Source organism: Streptomyces sp. NPDC058401, assembly GCF_042722885.1.
GTDB lineage: Bacteria > Actinomycetota > Actinomycetes > Streptomycetales > Streptomycetaceae > Streptomyces.
The window spans coordinates 18,841-37,646 of sequence record NZ_JBHXKA010000049.1; the positions used below are offsets into that span (position 1 = coordinate 18,841).

The 18,806-nt window shown below is 72.2% G+C and carries 14 protein-coding genes; 10 read left to right on the top strand and 4 right to left on the bottom strand.

Features of this window, described 5'->3' with window-relative positions:
* The first annotated feature begins 209 nt into the window (after positions 1-209).
* Positions 210-1,058, top strand: a complete 849-nt coding sequence (locus ACFWNV_RS19650; protein WP_383948332.1) for a class I SAM-dependent methyltransferase — start codon at positions 210-212, stop codon at positions 1,056-1,058.
* Positions 1,059-1,062: 4 nt separating this feature from the next.
* Positions 1,063-3,720 (top strand): ATP-dependent RNA helicase, encoded by a 2,658-nt coding sequence (locus ACFWNV_RS19655; RefSeq protein ID WP_383948335.1) that lies wholly within the window; start codon positions 1,063-1,065, stop codon positions 3,718-3,720.
* On the opposite strand, the gene ACFWNV_RS19660 is transcribed toward ACFWNV_RS19655, so the two are convergent.
* From ACFWNV_RS19660 to ACFWNV_RS19670, 3 genes are all read right to left on the bottom strand, one after another.
* On the bottom strand, positions 3,710-4,687 hold the full coding sequence (locus ACFWNV_RS19660) for a DUF3068 domain-containing protein (RefSeq protein WP_383948338.1): 978 nt from the start codon (positions 4,685-4,687) through the stop codon (positions 3,710-3,712). The two genes, ACFWNV_RS19655 and ACFWNV_RS19660, sit on opposite strands and share 11 nt — an antisense overlap.
* Before the next feature lie 14 nt (positions 4,688-4,701).
* Positions 4,702-4,842, bottom strand: a complete 141-nt coding sequence (locus ACFWNV_RS19665; protein ID WP_250744997.1) for an SPW_0924 family protein — start codon at positions 4,840-4,842, stop codon at positions 4,702-4,704.
* Between the two features lie 204 nt (positions 4,843-5,046).
* A complete protein-coding gene (locus ACFWNV_RS19670; protein WP_383948341.1) occupies positions 5,047-6,399 on the bottom strand; it encodes a lytic transglycosylase domain-containing protein in 1,353 nt (450 codons plus the stop codon).
* Between the two features lie 93 nt (positions 6,400-6,492).
* Here ACFWNV_RS19670 and ACFWNV_RS19675 point away from each other — a divergent pair, with 93 nt between their 5' ends.
* Positions 6,493-7,437: a DUF4184 family protein gene (locus tag ACFWNV_RS19675; RefSeq protein WP_383948344.1), complete on the top strand. Its 945-nt coding sequence runs from the start codon at positions 6,493-6,495 to the stop codon at positions 7,435-7,437.
* Positions 7,438-7,481: 44 nt separating this feature from the next.
* Here ACFWNV_RS19675 and polA read toward each other — a convergent pair whose 3' ends face one another.
* Positions 7,482-10,205 (bottom strand): DNA polymerase I, encoded by a 2,724-nt coding sequence (gene polA / locus ACFWNV_RS19680; protein WP_383948347.1) that lies wholly within the window; start codon positions 10,203-10,205, stop codon positions 7,482-7,484.
* Positions 10,206-10,427: 222 nt separating this feature from the next.
* Here polA and ACFWNV_RS19685 point away from each other — a divergent pair, with 222 nt between their 5' ends.
* The 7 genes from ACFWNV_RS19685 to ACFWNV_RS19715 all read left to right on the top strand — a co-directional run bounded on the left by ACFWNV_RS19685 (position 10,428) and on the right by ACFWNV_RS19715 (position 18,803).
* On the top strand, positions 10,428-12,698 hold the full coding sequence (locus ACFWNV_RS19685; RefSeq protein WP_383948350.1) for an FdhF/YdeP family oxidoreductase: 2,271 nt from the start codon (positions 10,428-10,430) through the stop codon (positions 12,696-12,698).
* Positions 12,699-12,752: 54 nt separating this feature from the next.
* Positions 12,753-13,232: a PaaI family thioesterase gene (locus ACFWNV_RS19690; protein ID WP_383948353.1), complete on the top strand. Its 480-nt coding sequence runs from the start codon at positions 12,753-12,755 to the stop codon at positions 13,230-13,232.
* A gap of 39 nt (positions 13,233-13,271) precedes the next feature.
* Complete coding sequence (locus ACFWNV_RS19695) at positions 13,272-13,673, top strand: hypothetical protein (RefSeq protein WP_383948356.1); 402 nt, start codon at positions 13,272-13,274, stop codon at positions 13,671-13,673.
* Positions 13,670-14,371 carry a Tat pathway signal sequence domain protein gene (locus tag ACFWNV_RS19700; protein ID WP_383948359.1) on the top strand — a complete coding sequence of 234 codons (702 nt, stop codon included), beginning with the start codon at positions 13,670-13,672 and terminating at the stop codon, positions 14,369-14,371. Before ACFWNV_RS19695 ends, ACFWNV_RS19700 begins: the two co-directional genes overlap by 4 nt.
* Before the next feature lie 301 nt (positions 14,372-14,672).
* Complete coding sequence (locus ACFWNV_RS19705) at positions 14,673-15,902, top strand: branched-chain amino acid ABC transporter substrate-binding protein (RefSeq protein WP_383948361.1); 1,230 nt, start codon at positions 14,673-14,675, stop codon at positions 15,900-15,902.
* A gap of 142 nt (positions 15,903-16,044) precedes the next feature.
* Entirely contained in the window at positions 16,045-16,974 is a 930-nt protein-coding gene (locus ACFWNV_RS19710) for a branched-chain amino acid ABC transporter permease (RefSeq protein ID WP_383948364.1), read from the top strand.
* 5 nt (positions 16,975-16,979) lie between these two features.
* Positions 16,980-18,803 (top strand): branched-chain amino acid ABC transporter permease, encoded by a 1,824-nt coding sequence (locus ACFWNV_RS19715; protein WP_383948367.1) that lies wholly within the window; start codon positions 16,980-16,982, stop codon positions 18,801-18,803.
* Positions 18,804-18,806: the final 3 nt, after the last annotated feature.

An 18,806-nucleotide genomic window follows, 5' to 3' on the forward strand; every position in this document is an offset into this window, starting at 1 on the left:
ACAGATACAAGCGCAGCCTGCTAGGTCTGAGGAGCACAGGCTCGCAGCGCAACTTGTAGCATACGGGGGCAGCCGGACAGGGTCAATGCGCGAAGGCGCACACCCCGGGCGGATCACCGCACAACCGGCACAATTAGCGGGCGGGCAGGCGCCGATGGCCCTTCCAGCCCGCTTTCCGCAGACATTCGCAGACTACGACGACGGGCCCCATGAACCAAGAGGACTGCGCCCCCCAAGAGGCGTACGAGGCCGGATCGGCCGCCGAGGACGATTCCGAGGCCACGCGGCGTGACGCGGGCGAAGCGGAGAGCAGCCGGGCGAGCCGGAGCTGGTGGGACCGCAACGCCGACGACTACCAGAGCGAGCACGGAGCCTTCCTCGGCGACGACCGCTTCGTCTGGGGACCCGAGGGCCTGGACGAGGCGGAGGCGGCGCTGCTCGGCCCCGTCTCCTCCCTGAAGGGCAAGGACGTCCTGGAGATCGGCGCCGGCGCCGCCCAGTGCTCGCGCTGGCTGGCCGCCCAGGGCGCCCGCCCCGTCGCCCTGGACCTCTCGCACCGCCAGCTCCAGCACGCCCTGCGGATCGGCGAGGACGTCCCCCTGGTCGAGGCCGACGCCGGACGCCTCCCCTTCCGCGACGGCTCCTTCGACCTCGCCTGCTCCGCCTACGGGGCCGTCCCCTTCGTCGCCGACCCGGTGAACGTCATGCGCGAGGTGCGCCGCGTCCTGCGTCCCGGCGGCCGCTGGGTCTTCTCCGTCACCCATCCCGTCCGCTGGGCCTTCCCCGACGAGCCGGGTCCCGAGGGGCTGTCCGTCGCGGCCTCCTACTTCGACCGCACCCCGTACGTCGAGCAGGACGAGCAGGGCCGCGCCGTATATGTGGAGCACCACCGCACCCTCGGCGACCGGGTACGGGACGTGGTCGCGGGCGGCTTCCGCCTCGTCGACCTGGTCGAGCCGGAATGGCCCGCGTGGAACAGCCAGGAGTGGGGCGGCTGGTCCCCGCTGCGCGGCAACCTGATCCCCGGTACGGCGATCTTCGTCTGCGAGCGAGACTGAGCGCATGACGCGCACGCCCGAGCCCCGCACGGCCGACCTCGACTCCCTCCCCGTACGGGAAGCGGTGCCCGAGCTCGTCGCCGCGCTGGACGCCCGCGGCACCGCCGTCCTGTGCGCCCCGCCCGGCACCGGCAAGACCACGCTGGTGCCCCTGGTGCTGGCGGGGCTGGTGGGACCGGCGGGCAGTGGATCGGCCCCCGGCCCCCGCCGCCGGGTCGTGGTCGCCGAACCCCGCCGGATCGCGGCCCGCGCCGCGGCCCGGCGGATGGCCTGGCTGCTGGGCGAGCAGGTCGGAGCCTCGGTGGGCTTCACGGTGCGCGGGGAGCGGGTGGTCGGGCCGTCCACCGTGATCGAGGTGGTCACCACCGGGGTGCTGCTCCAGCGACTCCAGCGCGACCAGGAGCTCTCCGGAACCGACCTGGTGATCCTGGACGAGTGCCACGAGCGGCACCTGGACGCCGACACGGTCGCCGCCTTCCTCCTGGACGTACGGGAGACCCTGCGCCCGGAGCTGCGGCTCCTCGCCGCGTCGGCGACCACGGACGCGGCCGGCTGGGCCCGCCTCCTGGGGGACGCCCCCGTCGTGGAGGCCGCCGGGGTCTCCCACCCGGTGGAGACCGTGTGGGCACCGCCGGTCCGCCCGGTGCGGCCGCCGCACGGGATGCGGGTGGATCCGGCGCAGCTGACGCACGTGGCCTCGGTGGTGCGGCGGGCGCTGGCGGAACGTTCCGGCGACCTGCTGTGCTTCCTGCCCGGCGTCGGTGAGATCGCCCGGGTCGCCGGGCAGCTCGGCGGCGTCGACGCGGAGGTGCTCCAGATGCACGGGCGCGCTCCGGCCTCCGTCCAGGACGCGGCGCTGTCCCCCGCGCCGCACCGCCGGGTCATCCTGTCCACCGCCGTCGCGGAGTCCAGCCTGACCGTGCCCGGCGTACGGATCGTCGTGGACTCGGGGCTGGCCCGCGAACCCCGGGTGGACCACGCCCGGGGCCTGGGCGCGCTGGCCACCGTACGGGCGTCCCGCGCGGCCGGCCGCCAGCGTGCGGGCCGGGCCGGGCGCGAGGCCCCGGGCACGGTGTACCGGTGCTGGGCCGAAGCGGAGGACGGGCGGCTCCCCGCGTACCCCTCCCCCGAGATCCGGATCGCGGACCTCGCGCAGTTCGCCCTCCAGGCCGCCTGCTGGGGCGACCCGGACGCGACCGGCCTGGCCCTGCTCGATCCGCCGCCGGCCGGAGCGATGGCCGCGGCCCGGGAGGTGCTGCTCGCGGTGGGCGCGGTGTCCCCGGCCGGGCGGCCGACCCCGCGCGGACTGCGGATGGCCCGGCTCGGCCTGCACCCGCGCCTGGCCCGGGCCCTGCTCGACGGCTCCGCCGCGCTGGGCCCCCGGCGGGCGGCGGAACTGGTGGCCCTGCTGAGCGAGGAGCCGCCGCGCGAGTACGGCGACGACCTGGCCGCGGCCTGGCGCCGCGCCCTGGCGGGCGGCGACCCGTACGCATCCCGCTGGCGCGCGGAGGCCAGACGCCTGGAGCGCGCGGCGGGTGAGCGCGGCCCTGCGACGGGGCTGGAGAATCCAGCCCGCCCGGCGTTCGAGGGCACGGGCGCGCAGCGCACGTCCGGGGTCCGGGGCGGAGCCCCCGTTTCGGGAAGGGGCGGGGTGGGGGAAAGCCCCGCAGGGCCCGTCCCCCACGACGCCGCCGCCGGGCTGGTTGCCGCGCTGGCGTTCCCGGAGCGGGTGGCGAGGGCCAAGGGCCAGGGCGCCTTCCTCATGGCCTCCGGGACCGGGGCCGAGCTCGGCGAGGGGTCGGGGCTGCGCAGCGCGCCCTGGCTGGCCGTCGCCGTCGCCGACAGGCCCCCGCACTCCGCCTCCGCAGGGGTCCGGCTGGCCGCACTCATCGACGAGGACACCGCGCGCACCGCGGCGGGTCACCTGTTCCGCGAGGGCGAAGAGGTGCACTGGGAGGACGGCGACCTCGTGGCCCGCAGGGTCACCCGGCTCGGCGCCATCGAGCTGACCGCCCGGCCCCTGCGCGACCCCGACCGCGCCCTCGTCCGGGCCGCCCTGATCGAGGGACTCCGCACCGAGGGGCTCGGCCTGCTGCGCTGGACCCCGGATTCCCGGGCGCTGCGGGACCGGCTCGGCTTCCTGCACCGCACGCTCGGCCCGCCCTGGCCCGATGTGGCGGACGACGGGGAGCTGCTGGAGCGGGCCGACGCCTGGCTGGAGCCCGAGCTGTCGCGGGCCCGCCGTCGCGGGGACCTCGCGCGGATCGAGGCCGGGCAGGCGCTGAACCGGCTGCTGCCCTGGGCCACGGGCGAGGCCGCCCGGCTCGACGAGCTGGCTCCGGAGCGGATCGAGGTGCCGAGCGGCTCCCGGATCCGCGTCGACTACGGCGCCGAGCACGGGCAGCCTGTACTCGCGGTCAAGCTGCAGGAGCTGTTCGGGCTGGCCGAGACCCCGCGGGTGGCGGGGGTCCCCGTACTCGTCCATCTCCTGTCGCCCGCCGGGCGGCCCGCCGCGGTCACCGCCGATCTGGCGTCGTTCTGGCAGGGCGGCTACCGCGCCGTCCGCGCCGAGCTCCGCGGCCGCTATCCCAAGCACCCGTGGCCCGAGGACCCGGCGACCGCCGAGCCCACCCGGTACACGAACGCCCGGCTCAAGCGGTGAACGGCTCCTCGTCGCGGGGGCGCCGGCCGCGGGCCTCCAGCCAGAGCGCCAGCGCGAAGAGCGCGAGCCCGCCGGCCGCCAGGCCGATCGGGGCGTATGTGTGCAGCGCGAGGACCATGACCCGGTTCGATTTGACCAGGTCGACGGTGTAGTCGCTGTAGTCCTCGCGGATCTTCACGTGCCCGGCGAAGACGGTGAGCTTCCCGTCGGGCGCGTTGCCCGCGATGCTCCCGCCGCGCATCTCCTGCTGGATCTCCTGCTCGGCGTTGACGGGCGCCCCGGTCACCGGGTCGACCCAGAACATCGCCTTGGTCGTGTACCAGAGGCTGGTTCCGGTGGTCTGCTCGAACGTCGCCGGGTCGATGGCCTCGATCGGCATCTTCTTCGGCAGCCCGACCTTCGTCCACGGCACGGTCTGCTCGAAGTAGTAGACGTCCATGCCCTTGAACTTGCGCGGGCCCACGTAGTGGATGGGCGAGGAGGTACGGGTCTGCGCGTCGAAGTAGAGGTAGTCCCGCGGCTCGGTGAAGAAGGGCCACTTGAACTCGATGCCCTCGCGCTTGACCGGGTCCCCGTCCACGGCCTCGCCGGTGGCGTGCACCGGGTCCTGGCTGTGGGCGTCGAAGATGTAGCGCTCGGGGATCTGGGAGACCATCTTCCCGTCCGGATCCATGATGTACGTCAGGGTGTCCCAGACCACGACGTCCTTGCCGGCGCTGGCCTCGATCTCCTTCGACGCCTCGACGTTGCCCTTGAGGGTCTGGACGATGGTGACCTTGTCGACCTTCTTCGGCTGCAGGGTGGAGTAGTCGACGAGGGTCGCGTCCTTCGCCTCCAGCACCATCTCCTGGTACTGGTTCGGCGGGATCTTCGCGAGCCTGGGGTACGCGTACCAGCGCAGCAGCGGTGCGAGGGCTGCACAGAACACGGCTACGGCTAGCAGGACGAGGCTTGCTCTGCGTCGCATGGCCGGGCCCTCCTCTACTTTCCGGGCGCGGCGGGCGCGGTGGTGAGCAGGGGCTTCGGTGAGGTCTTGCCTTCCGGCGCCCCCGTCGCCGTGATGGCGAAGACGAGGAGCGCCGCGAGGACGAGACCGCTGGCGGCGGCGACGAATGCGCGCATGCCGGGGCCTCCGGAATCTGATGGGGTGTCAGGGCGGTGGCACCGTAGCAATGCGGGTGACAGATGAGAACCGTTTGCGCCACTGCTCGCGCGCTGACCTCGCGGCGGCCCGCTCGCGGCCCGGCGGCGGGACCCTCGCTCCGAACGGGCGGGCACGCCGAAGCCCCGCCCCCGCTCGGAGCGGGGGCGGGGCGGCTGCGTGCGTCAGGGGGTCGCCGTGGGCGCCGGACCGGCGGCGGGCGCGGACGGCGACGCGGAGGGCTTGGCCGACGGCTTGGGCTTCGGCGACGGGGAGACCGAAGCCGTGGGCTTCGCGGACGGCGTAGGCGACGGGGTCGGGGTCGGCTTCGGACTCGGGGTGGGGCTCGGGGTCGGCTTCGGGGTGGGCGTGGGAGTCGGGGTGGGGGTCGGCGTGGGGGTCGGACTCGGCGTGGGCGTCGGGCTCGGCGTGGGGGTGGGCGTCGGCTTCGGCGTGGGCGTCGGGCTCGGAGTCGGCGTCGGCGTCGGCGTCGGGCTCGGCGTCGGCTTCGGCGAAGGCGTCGGGGTGGGTGTCGGCTTAGGGGTGGGGGTGGGCGTAGGGCTCGGGCTCGGCTTCGGAGGTGTCACCACCGGGGTGCCGCCGTTCCCGTTCCCGTTCCCGCTGCCGCTCCCGCCGCCCCGGCCGTCCGGGACCTCGTGCGCACCCTTCAGGTAATAGGTGAACCACGACCGCACCGTCCGCAGGTACGCGGAGGACTGGTTGTACGACAGCACGGCCCGGTCCAGATCCGCGTCCACCCGCAGGTCACGCGTACCGGCGCAGAGGTAGCGGCCCGCCGCGAGGGCGGCGTCGTGCACGTTGTTGGGGTCGCGCCGGCCGTCGCCGTTGGCGTCCTGGCCCCACGAGGCCCACGTGGACGGGATGAACTGCATCGGCCCGACCGCACGGTCGTAGCGGGGGTCCCCGTCGTAGGTCCCGCCGTCGGTGTCCGAGATGTTCGCGAAGCCGTTGCCGTCGAGCACGGGCCCCAGGATCGGCCGCAGCGTCGTACCGGCGGAGTCGACCTGCCCGCCGCGCGCCTGCCCGGACTCGACCTTGCCGATCGCCGCGAGGAGCTGCCAGCGCAGTCCGCATCCGGGGTCGTTCCGGGCGACCGTCTGCTCCGCGCCCCGGTACGCGGCGAGCACGCTCGCCGGTATCCCCTGGGCGCCCTCGGCCCCGCCCGTGGCCGCGGGCTCGGTGCGCGGTCCCGGATCCGCGGCGGCCGGTACGACGGGCGGCGCCGCCACCGCCCCGTCCTCGGGCAGCAGCACGGCCGGCGGCTCGGGGCTCAGCAGCGGTGGCAGGGCGGTGAAGTAGGAACTGTCCCCCGCGGAGCCGTCGGGCACGGGTGCGGGCGCGGGCTCCGCGACCGGTGAGGCATCGGCGCCGGCCGCGAGCGGCCCCTGCGAGGCGGTCAGCACCGCGGCCACGACGGCGGAGACGAGCACGGCCGCCCCACCCTTGCGCACCACCCGGCCGAACCGCGTGGATATCCCCGCGGATGCGCCTGCCGGTATACGAATCCGAGCCGCCATCAGCCGGACCCCCCTCCCCCTCGACGTCCGCGTGACCCTACGTCAACTCGCTGGACAGGGCACGCATCGCGAGCCGGAATTCACGATTTCCTCATGAGTTCCGCAGACCACCCATACTGGACGCAGTCCATGAGCCGAGCCCCGGAGACAGGTTCCATGCCGTTCACCCTCAGCCACGCGGCCGCCGTACTTCCGGCCGTCCGCCGGTCCGGCCGTGCGCGCGGCCCCCTGGTCGGCTCGGCGCTGATCCTCGGGTCGTTCGCTCCGGACACCTTCTACTTCGCCGACGCGGTCGTCCCGGGGCTCAGGCCGTACGGCACGTTCACGCACTCCCTGCCCGGCGTGCTGACCGCCGACGCGGTACTGACCGCCGTCCTCGCGGGGTGCTGGCTGCTGCTGCGCGAGCCGCTGATCGCACTGCTGCCCCGCGCCCGGCAGGGCAGGGTGCACGCCTTCGTCCGGGGCGAGGAGTGGCGCGGGCGCCGACTGCCCGCGCTGGCCCTCTGGTTCTACCTCTCGGCGGTCATCGGCTCCCTCACGCACGTGGTGTGGGACGGCTTCACGCACGTCGACCGCTTCGGGACGCGCACCCTGCCGGAGCTGGGCGAGCCGCTGGCCTTCGGGCTGCCCCTCTACTCGTACCTGCAGTACGGGACTTCGGCGCTCTCGGCCTGCTTCCTGGTGTGGTTCACGGTGACCGCGCTGCGCCGGCTGCCGGACGCGCCGGCCCCCGTGTCCGTCCCGGTGCTGGACCGGGCCGGGGTGTGGGGCGCGCTCGCGCTGGTCCTCGGCTGCGCGGCGGTCGGGGTCACCCTGCGCGTGCTGCGCTTCTTCACCTTCTTCGACCGGATCCGCACCCCGCTCGACATCATCCCGACCATCTGTTTCGGCGCGGGCGGCGGACTCGCCGTGGGGCTGCTGCTGTACGGGGCCCTCGTGCGCCTGCACCAACGGCGGGTCCGCGCCCGCTCGTCCGCGGGAGCGGGCCCGGCCGGGGACACGGACGCGGACGCGAAAACGCCCGTCCCCACCGCGTAGGCGGGGACGGGCGCTGCCCGGACCACGGGCCCGGGCACGGGCGCTCAGTGCGCGGCGGACTCCCAGTCGGGGCCGACGCCCACGGACACGTCCAGCGGGGCCCGCAGGTCGACGGCGGCGGCCATCTCGCGGCGCACCAGTTCCTCCACCTGCTTGCGTTCCCCGGGGGCGATCTCCAGCACGATTTCGTCGTGGACCTGGAGCAGCATCCGCGACTTCAGTCCGGCCCCGGTGATCGCCTTGTCCACGCGCAGCATCGCGACCTTGACGATGTCGGCGGCGGTGCCCTGGATCGGGGCGTTCAGCGCCATCCGCTCGGCGGCCTCGCGGCGCTGGCGGTTGTCGCTGTTGAGGTCCGGGAGGTAGCGGCGGCGGCCGAAGACCGTGGCCGTGTAGCCGGTCGCGCGGGCCTCCTCGACCACGCGGCCCAGGTAGTCCCGGACCCCGCCGAAGCGCTCGAAGAAGGTCTCCATCAGGCCGCGGGCCTCGCCGGGCTCGATGTTCAGCTGCTGGGCGAGGCCGAACGCGGAGAGCCCGTAGGCCAGGCCGTAGGACATGGCCTTGATCTTGCGCCGCATCTCGGCGTCGACCTCGGAGCGCTCGACGCCGAACACCTGGGAGGCGACGGTGGTGTGCAGGTCCTCGCCCGACTGGAAGGCTTCGAGGAGGCCCGCGTCCTCGGAGAGGTGCGCCATGACGCGCAGCTCGATCTGGCTGTAGTCCGCGGTCATGAGGGACTCGTAGCCCTCGCCGACGACGAAGCCGCGGCGGATGGCCCGGCCCTCGTCGGTGCGCACCGGCACGTTCTGCAGGTTGGGGTCGGTGGAGGACAGCCGGCCGGTCGCGGCGACGGTCTGGCTGAAGCTGGTGTGCACCCGGCCGTCGGCGGCGATCATCTTGACCAGGCCCTCGACGGTGACCCGCAGCTTGGCCTGCTCGCGGTGGCGGAGCATGAGCACGGGCAGTTCGTGGTCGGTCTGGGTGGCCAGCCAGGCGAGCGCGTCGGCGTCGGTGGTGTAGCCGGTCTTGGTCTTCTTCGTCTTCGGCAGGTCCAGCTCGCCGAAGAACACCTCCTGGAGCTGCTTGGGCGAGCCGAGGTTGAACTCGTGGCCCACCGCCGCGTGCGCCTCCTTCACCGCCTGCTGCACGGCCGCGGCGAACTGCTGCTCCATCGCTTCGAGGTGGCTCTGGTCGACGGCGATGCCGGCCCGCTCCAGCCGGGCGAGCAGCTCGGAGGTGGGCAGCTCCATGTCGTGGAGCAGCTCGGCGGCGCCCAGCTCGGGCAGTTTCACCGCGAAGGCGTCGCCGAGGTCCAGGACGGCGCGGGCCTGCGCCATCAGGGCTTCGGCCTCGGCGGTGTCGTCGGCGCCGAAGGCGAGCTGCCCGTCGGCGGCGGCGGGCGCCAGCTCCCGGTGCAGGTACTCCTGGGAGAGCACGTCCAGCGCGAAGGAGCGGCGGCCGGGCTTGACCAGGTAGGCGGCGAGCGCGGTGTCCATGGCGACCCCGGCCAGGGTCCAGCCGTGCTCGGGGAAGACCCGCATGAGGGCCTTGGCGTTGTGCACCACCTTGGGCCTGGCGGCGTCGGCGGCCCAGGCGGCGAAGGCCCGCTCGTCGGCCTCGTCCAGCGCGGACGGCTCGAACCAGGCGGCGGCGCCGCCGGCCGAGGCCAGCGCGATCTCGGAGACGTTGCCGGTGCCGAGCGCCCAGGTGTCGACGGTGGAGATGCCGAGCGGGGCGCCCGCGTGGTTCTCCAGCCACGGCGCGAGCTCGCCGGCGCCGAGCACGGAGCCGTCCAGCTCGACCGCGGCGGCGGCCGGGGCCGGGGCCTCCTGCTCGGCCGCGCCCGGGTCGACGGCGAGCAGCCGCTCGCGCAGGGAGGCGTTGCGGATCTCCAGTACGTCCAGGACTCCGGTGACGGCCGTCCGGTCGTAGGGGGCGCGGGCCAGGTCGGCGGGGGTCTTGGGCAGGGCGACGTCCTTGACCATCTCGGTCAGCACCCGGTTGAGCTTCACGGCGTCCAGGTGGTCGCGGAAGTTCTGCCCGGCCTTGCCCTTGACCTCTTCGGCGCGCTCGACGAGCTCCGCGAACGACCCGAACTGGGTGATCCACTTGGCGGCGGTCTTCTCGCCGACGCCCGGGATGCCGGGGAGGTTGTCGGACGGGTCGCCGCGCAGGGCCGCGAAGTCCGGGTACTGCTGGGGGGTGAGCCCGTACTTCTCCTCGACCTTCTCGGGGGTGAAGCGGGTGAGCTCCGAGACGCCCTTGGTCGGGTAGAGCACCGTGGTGTGCTCGGAGACGAGCTGGAAGGAGTCCCGGTCGCCGGTGACGATCAGCACGTCGAAGCCGAGGGCCTCGGCCTGGGTGGCGAGCGTCGCGATCACGTCGTCGGCCTCGAAGCCGTCGACCGCGAAGCGCGGCACGCTCATCGCGTCGAGGAGCTCGCCGATCAGCTCCACCTGCCCCTTGAACTCGTCGGGGGTCTTGGAACGGTTCGCCTTGTACTCGGGGAACTCCGCCGAGCGCCACGTCTTGCGCGATACGTCGAACGCCACCGCGAAGTGCGTGGGCGCCTCGTCGCGCAGCGTGTTCGCCAGCATCGACGCGAACCCGTAGATGGCGTTGGTCGGCTGCCCCGTCGCGGTGGTGAAGTTCTCCGCGGGCAGGGCGAAGAACGCCCGGTACGCCAAGGAGTGCCCGTCCATGAGCATCAGGCGGGGGCGGTCCGCTGCGGTCGGCTGGTCGGTCTTCTTCGATGCTGAATCTGCCACGCCCCCGATCCTAGGCGCCGCCACCGACAAATCCGGCCGGGCTGCGCGGCGGGGCAAAGAGGCGGGGCAAAGAGGCAGGGCGAAGAGGCGGGGCGAAGAGGCCGGCCGGCGAGGCCGGGCGAAGGGCCCGGGCGAAGGGCCGGCGAAATCCGGCTTCGGCGCCGCGGACGGAGCGTGACAGGATCGGAGGTGTAGACAGCGGACTGCTCAAAGGGGAGCGACATGGCCACCAAGCCGCCCACAGGGGATCCCGTACAGGACGCACCCCAGGTGACGCCCCCCAAGCACGCGGCCGCCGGCCTGCCCGCGATCGGGCACACCCTGAGGATCGCGCAGGAGCAGATGGGCCTGGCCCGTACCGCCCGCACCCTCCTCAAGGTCAACCAGAAGAACGGCTTCGACTGCCCCGGCTGCGCCTGGCCCGAGGGCGACAAGCGGCACGCCGCCGAGTTCTGCGAGAACGGCGCCAAGGCCGTCGCGGAGGAAGCCACCCTGCGCCGGGTCACCCCCGCGTTCTTCGCCGAGCACCCGCTCGCCGACCTGGAGACGCGCTCGGGCTACTGGCTCGGCCAGCAGGGCCGCATCACGCAGCCGATGTACCTGGCGGAAGGCTCCGGCCGGTACGAGGCCGTGAGCTGGGAGCGGGCCTTCACGATCATCGCCGAGGAGCTGAAGGCCCTCGCCTCCCCCGACGAGGCCCTCTTCTACACCTCGGGCCGCACCAGCAACGAAGCGGCCTTCCTCTTCCAGCTGTTCGTCCGCGAGTTCGGCACCAACAACCTGCCCGACTGCTCGAACATGTGCCACGAGTCCTCGGGCTCCGCACTGAACGAGACCATCGGCATCGGCAAGGGCAGCGTCTCCCTCGAAGACCTCCACCAGGCCGACCTGATCATCGTCGCCGGGCAGAACCCGGGCACCAACCACCCCCGCATGCTCTCCGCCCTGGAGAAGGCCAAGTCCGCCGGCGCGAAGATCATCTCGGTGAACCCGCTGCCCGAGGCCGGCATGGAGCGGTTCAAGAACCCGCAGACGCCCCTCGGCATGCTCAAGGGCACCGCCCTCAACGACCTGTTCCTCCAGATCCGCATCGGCGGCGACCAGGCCCTCTTCCGCCTCCTGAACAAGCTGGTCATCGAGGCGGGCGGCGCCACCGACGAGGAGTTCATCCGCGAACACACCCACGGTTACGAGGAGTTCGCGGCCGCCGCCAAGGACACCGACTGGGACGCGACCCTCACCGCCACCGGCCTGAGCCGCCCCGACATCGAGCGCGCCCTGGCCATGATCCTGGCCTCGAAGCGCACCATCGTCTGCTGGGCCATGGGCCTGACCCAGCACAAGCACTCCGTCGCCACCATCCGCGAGGTCGTCAACCTGCTGCTGCTGCGCGGCAACATCGGCCGCCCCGGCGCCGGCGTCTGCCCCGTCCGCGGCCACTCCAACGTCCAGGGCGACCGCACCATGGGGATCTTCGAGCGCCCCGCACCCGCCTTCCTCGACGCGCTCGACAAGGAATTCGGCATCACCTCGCCCCGCGAGCACGGCTTCGACGTGGTCCGCTCCATCCAGGCCCTGCGCGACGGCGAGGCCAAGGTGCTCTTCGCCATGGGCGGCAACTTCGTCGGCGCCACCCCCGACACCGAGGTCACCGAGGCCGCGATCCGCCGCGCCTCCCTGACCGTCCACGTCTCCACCAAGCTCAACCGCTCCCACGCGGTCACCGGCCGGCGCGCCCTGATCCTGCCCACCCTCGGCCGCACCGACAAGGACGTCCAGGCGTCAGGCAAACAGTTCGTCACCGTCGAGGACTCCATGGGCATGGTCCACGCCTCCCGCGGCAACCTCGCCCCGGCCTCCCCGCACCTGATCTCCGAACCGGCGATCGTGGCCCGCATGGCCCGCGCCGTCCTCGGCGAGGCCTCCGCGACCCCCTGGGAGGAGTTCGAGCGGGACTACGCGGCCATCCGCGACCGGATCTCCCGCGTCGTCCCCGGCTTCGAGGACTTCAACGCCCGCGCCTCCCGCCCCGGCGGCTTCCAGCTCCCGCACGCCCCGCGCGACGAGCGCCGCTTCCCCACGAAGACCGGCAAGGCGAACTTCACCGCCGCCCCCGTGGAGTACCCGCACCTCCCGCCGGGGCGCCTGCTCCTGCAGACCCTGCGCAGCCACGACCAGTACAACACCACCATCTACGGCCTCGACGACCGCTACCGCGGGATCACCGGCGGCCGCCGCGTGGTCATGGTCAACCCCGAGGACGCCGCCGAACTCGGGCTCGCCGACGGCTCGTACACCGACCTCGTCGGCGAGTGGCGCGACGGCGTGGAGCGGCGCGCCCCCGGCTTCCGCGTCGTGCACTACCCGACCGCCCGCGGCTGCGCCGCCGCCTACTACCCCGAGACCAACGTGCTGGTGCCCCTCGACTCCACGGCGGACACCAGCAATACCCCGGCGAGCAAGTCCGTCGTCGTGCGCTTCGAGCCGTCCTGATAGAACGCTCCCAGGACAAGATGGTTAACGAACGTTGACGAACGGAGTAGGCCCATGGGCGAGCAGCAGCACGCGGTGAAGTTCCCGCAGGAGGTCCTCGACGAGTACACGGCCCTGGGCATCGACCTGCCCGCGCTGTTCTCGGCGGGCGACCTCGGCAAGCGGATGGACATCCGCATCCTGGAGGCCTCCGCCGAGCGCGTCGTCGCCACCATGCCCGTCGAGGGCAACACCCAGCCCTACGGCCTCCTCCACGGCGGGGCCTCCGCCGTGCTCGCCGAGACCATCGGCTCGGTCGGCGCGATGATGCACGGCGGCATCACCAAGGTCGCCGTCGGCGTCGACCTGAACTGCACCCACCACCGCGGCGCCCGCTCCGGCCTCGTCACCGGCGTCGCCACCCCCGTGCACCGGGGCCGCTCCACCGCCACCTACGAGGTGGTCATCACGGACGAACAGGACCGCCGGGTCTGCACCGCCCGCCTGACCTGCCTGCTGCGCGACGCGAACCCGCAACAGGACGGCAACAACTAGCCGTTGCCCTCGCCGCGGCGCCCGTCTAGCGTTCCCCGCATGGGATCCGGACCGGCGCCGCGGCGCGCCTTGGCCGCGGCGGCGACGACGGCGCTGCTGGCCGCCGCACCGCTCGGCTGCGCCGGCGGCGGGCCCGCCACCCCACGCCCCACGGCCTCCGCGCCACCGGCGCCCCAGGACCTCTGCACCCGCCTGATCACCCACTGGGCGGGCGTGGTCCTCGACGCGGGCGAGGGCAAGGACGCCGTCCACCTCGACTACCAGGCCATGGGCCTGTCCGGCGGCCAGAACGACATCCTGCGCGCCGTCCTCGCCGACGCCCGCGCCGAGCGCGACGCCAAGGGCCCGGCGGCCGCGCACGAGCTCACCGCCCGGGAGGCGGAGCGCCGCTGCGCGGACCGCTACCGGTCGGGCGCCCCGACGGACGGTCCCTGGCAGTGAGCGGCGGCATCGGCCCGGTGGAGCCCGGGGAGGGCACCGAGTCCCTCGACGGCCACGGGAGCCCGCACACCGCCCCCCGGCCGCCGCGCACGCCCCCGGCCGTCCGGCGGGTCCGCGAGGCCTACGAGGGCCACCGGCGGGCCGTCCTGGCCCTCGGGGCGCTGACCTGCGTGTCCGCCGTCCTCGCCGGCGGCGCCGCGCTGTACGCGGCCCGGCCGCGCCCCGCCCCGTACAGGCCGCCCGCGCCCTCGCAGGCGTTCTCCCTCGCGTACGCCGGTCCGGCCGCGCAGGAGCCCGCGCAGGAGCCCGCGCCGGGGCCCGCGCCGGGCTCGGCGCAGGACCCCTCCGCCGCGGTGTTCGAGTTCACCGTCCGTGTGCGCGCCTCGGCCGGTCCGGCCATCACCCTGGAGCGGCTGGAGCAGCCCTCGCGGGCGCTGACGCTGGAGGTCAGGCCACCACTTCCGGCCACGCTCGCCCCGGGCGAGGCCCGTGACCTCGCCGTACGGATTCGGGTCACAGACTGCGTGCATGTGGCACGGAATTCCGGACTCCCATTCCTCGAAGTAACCCTAAGTAATGGGTTTGAAAAAGAGGATCACAGCTACATCCCCGGTGACCGTTATGCGAAGGATCTCTCCACCGCCCTGACCAGGGCCTGTCCCGAAGATCGAGACGCGAGCACCCCTCCGCCGTCATGACCAAAAGGGCCCAGAGTCCTGGCGTGACAGTACTCAAACCACTCAACGGTCCTCACCCGTCTCAGCATGCGGACAAGACGAACCGGCCGGATTTCCCCCTTTCCACCCGCAGAGATCCGCTATGTATTACGCCGTGGCATAACAAGAGAGTCACATCATTGGCCTCAGCCCTCCATAACGTCCCAAGACCCGCTTAGAGTCACGGCCAGTCACCGCGACCAGCCGGATTCCTTTCAGTTCGGTTCCCCGCGTTCGACACGGTGCGTCCCACGGGGGACGCAGTGCCAGGAAAGGACTGATCGTGCGTCAGCGTTCTCTCATTGCCGTGACCGCCGCGCTCGCCGCGGGCGCCCTCACCCTCACCGCCTGCGGATCGCGCGGAGACAAGGCCAACGACGCCGCCAGCGGCGACACCACGGTCGTCATCGGCGTCGACGCCCCGCTGACCGGCGACCTCTCCGCCCTCGGCCTCGGCATCAAGAACTCCGCGGACCTCGCCGCCAAGCAGGCCAACGAGAAGAAGTACGTCAAGGGCGTCACCTTCAAGATCCAGGCCCTCGACGACCAGGCCCAGGCCTCCTCCGGCCAGCAGAACGCCACCAAGCTCACCGCCGACAAGGACGTCCTCGGCGTCGTCGGCCCGCTGAACTCCTCCGTCTCGGAGTCCATGCAGAAGGTCTTCGACGACGCCAAGCTCGTCCAGATCTCCCCCGCCAACACCAGCCCCTCCCTCACCCAGGGACCGAAGTGGGCGACCGGCGAGAAGGTCCGCACCTACAAGAGCTACTTCCGCACCGCCACCACGGACGCCATCCAGGGCCCGTTCGCGGCGCAGTACCTCTTCAACAAGGCCGGCAAGAAGAACGTCTTCATCATCGATGACAAGAAGACGTACGGCGCCGGCCTCGCGGGCACCTTCAAGGGCGAGTTCACCAAGCTCGGCGGCAAGATCGCCGGCGAAGGCCACATCGACCCGGAGAGCACCGACTTCGGCGCCATCGTGACCCAGGTCAAGAGCTCCGGCGCCGACGTCGTCTACTACGGCGGCGAGTACCCCGCGGCCGGCCCGCTCTCCAAGCAGATCAAGGCCTCCGGCGCCAACATCCCGCTCGTCGGAGGTGACGGCATCTACGACAAGAAGTACGTCGAGCTCGCCGGCGCCGGCGCCGCGGGCGACCTCGCCACCTCGGTCGGCGCCCCGGTCGAGAGCCTGCCGTCCGCCAAGGACTTCGTCGCCAACTACACCAAGGCCGGATACAAGGAGCCCTTCGCCGCGTACGGCGGCTACTCCTACGACTCCGCCTGGGCGATCATCGAGGCCGTCAAGGCCACCGTCGACGCCAACAACGGCAAGCTCCCCGCCGACGCCCGCGCCAAGGTCCTCGCCGCAGTCCAGGGCGTCTCCTTCGACGGTGTGACCGGCAAGGTCTCCTTCGACGAGTTCGGTGACGCCACCAACAAGCAGCTCACCGTCTACAAGGTCGAGGGCACCGAGTGGAAGTCCGTCGAGTCGGGCACCCTCGGCGGCTGACCCTCACCGGTCACCCACCCCACCCGTAGCCGGTAGTCCGCTCGAACGGCCGGCCACGGGAGCACCACCAACCTGCCGCGCGGGGCGCGCACAAAGCGCCCCGCGCGGAGTCACATCCGTCGAAAGACTCGGAGGACCTGCGGTGCACGAACTGCCGCAACAGCTGGTCAACGGCCTGCTACTGGGATCCATGTACGGGCTCGTCGCCATCGGCTACACGATGGTCTATGGCATCGTCCAGCTCATCAACTTCGCGCATGGCGAGATCTTCATGACCGGCGGATTCGGGGCCCTCACCGTCTGGACCATGCTCCCCGGCGGCACCACCATGTGGGTCGCCCTCCCGCTCATGCTCATAGGCGCGATCATCGTCGCCACGCTCATAGCCGTCGGCGCCGAACGATTCGCCTACCGCCCCCTGCGCAGCGCCCCCCGCCTGGCCCCGCTCATCACCGCCATCGGCCTCTCCCTCGCACTCCAGCAGGCCGTATGGGCCTGGTACCCCGGCGCGAAGTCGAAGGTCGTCTTCCCCGAGATCCCCGGCGGCCCCTTCCACCTCGGCAGCATCACCATCCAGACCGGTGACGTCTTCCTCCTGCTCGCCGCCCCCATCTCCATGGCCATCCTCGGCTTCTTCGTCAAGAAGACCCGCACCGGCCGCGGCATGCAGGCCACCTCGCAGGACCCCGACACCGCCAAGCTCATGGGCATCAACACCGACCGCATCATCACGGTCGCGTTCGCCCTCGGCGCCGCCTTCGCCGCAGTCGGAGCCGTCGCCTACGGCCTCAAGTACGGCGAAGTCAACTTCAAGATGGGCTTCCTGCTCGGCCTCAAGGCCTTCACCGCAGCAGTCCTCGGCGGCATCGGCAACATCTACGGCGCCATGATCGGCGGACTCGTCCTCGGCCTCGCCGAGACCCTCACCACCGCCTACGTCGCCGACATCCCCGGCTTCGAACAGCTCGGCGGACAGACCTGGGGCAACACCTGGGCGTTCGTCCTCCTCATCCTCGTCCTCCTCTTCAGGCCACAAGGCCTGCTGGGCGAGCGCGTCGCGGACAGGGCGTGATGACCATGACGACCACCACCACGGACACCACGACCATGAACGCAGAGCCCACCAAGGCCAAGGGATTCATCCCCCTCCCGGAGAAGACCGGCCGCGCCCTCGCGACCGCAGGCGGCGCCCTCACCGTCGTCTCCTGCTTCCTCCCCTGGACCTGGACCACCGCCTTCCCCGGCGACCTCACCGTCGTCGGATACCCCGGCGGACTCCAGTGGCTCGTCCTCGTCGGCGGCCTCCTCACCGCCCTCTTCGGCCTCTCCTCCTACGGGATCAAGGGCCTGGGCTGGCTGACCCCCGCAGGCGCCGACGCCGCGATCAAGCTCTCGGCCCTCGCCGCGTTCGTCACCACCTGGTACACGGTCTTCTCGATCGTCAGCCTCAACGGCGTCATCGTCGACCTCGAACCCGGGGCCGGCATCGCCGCCATCGTCACCCTGCTCGCCCTCGCCGGCGCCCTCGCGCTCCCCTTCGAACGCCCCGTCCTCGAAGGACCCGACCCCGACGACAGCAGCTGGGAACAGTCCAAGCACAACGCGCGCAACAAGGTCACCAGCGCCAAGGCCGCCTTCACCTCCGGCCCGGCCAAGCCCGCCCGCGCGCTCCCCGCCTGGACCGAGATCCTCATCATCGCCGGCGTCCTCGCCGTCGGCCTGGGCGTCTTCACGTACGGCATCACCACCCCGTACCAGGAACTCTTCATCGGCTTCCTGATCACCGCCTCGTTCGGCTTCGCCGCCTTCAACAAGGCCGGCCTCATGGCCCGCATCACCACCCTCACCACCCGCCACCGCAACGTCGCCCTCGTCGGCGCCTTCGCAGCAGCGGCCGCCTTCCCCTTCACCCAGTCCGACGACCAGTACGCGACCCTCGGCGTCAACATCCTCATCTTCGCCACCGTCGCCCTCGGCCTGAACATCGTCGTCGGCCTCACCGGCCTCCTCGACCTCGGCTACGTCGCCTTCCTCGGCGTCGGCGCCTACACCGCGGCCCTGGTCTCCGGCTCCCCCAACTCCCCCTTCGGAGTGCAGCTCCCCTTCTGGGCCGCCATCCTCATCGGCGCCGCCGCCTCCATGGTCTTCGGCGTCCTCATCGGCGCACCCACCCTGCGACTGCGCGGCGACTACCTCGCCATCGTGACGCTCGGCTTCGGTGAGATCTTCCGCATCTCCATGAACAACCTCGACGGCGTCTCCGGCCCCGACATCACCAACGGGCCCAACGGCATCGCCAACATCCCCAACGTCGACCTCTTCGGATTCGACTTCGGCGCCCCCCACACCATCGCCGGCTTCACCATCGGACGCTTCGCCAACTACTTCTTCCTGATGCTCCTGATCACCCTCATCGTGGTCATGGTCTTCCGACGAAGCTCCGAATCCCGCATCGGCCGCGCCTGGGTCGCCATCCGCGAAGACGAGACCGCCGCCGAAGCCATGGGCATCAACGGCTTCCGCGTCAAGCTCATCGCCTTCGCCCTCGGCGCCACCCTCGCCGGACTCGCAGGCGCCGTACAGGCCCACGTGAACTACACCGTCACCCCGGACCAGTACGTCTTCGCCAACGCCGTACCCCCGAACTCCGCCTTCCTGCTCGCCGCAGTCGTCCTCGGCGGCATGGGAACCATCTCCGGCCCCCTCGTCGGCGGATCACTGCTCTTCCTGCTCCCCAACAAGCTCCAGTTCCTGGGCGAGTACCAGCTCCTCGCCTTCGGCGTCGCCCTCATCATCCTGATGCGCCTGCGCCCCGAAGGTCTCATCCCCAACAAGCGCAACCAGCTCGAACTCCACAAGGACATGGAAGCGCCCACGGTCCTCGGCAAGGCAGGGGTCTGACCC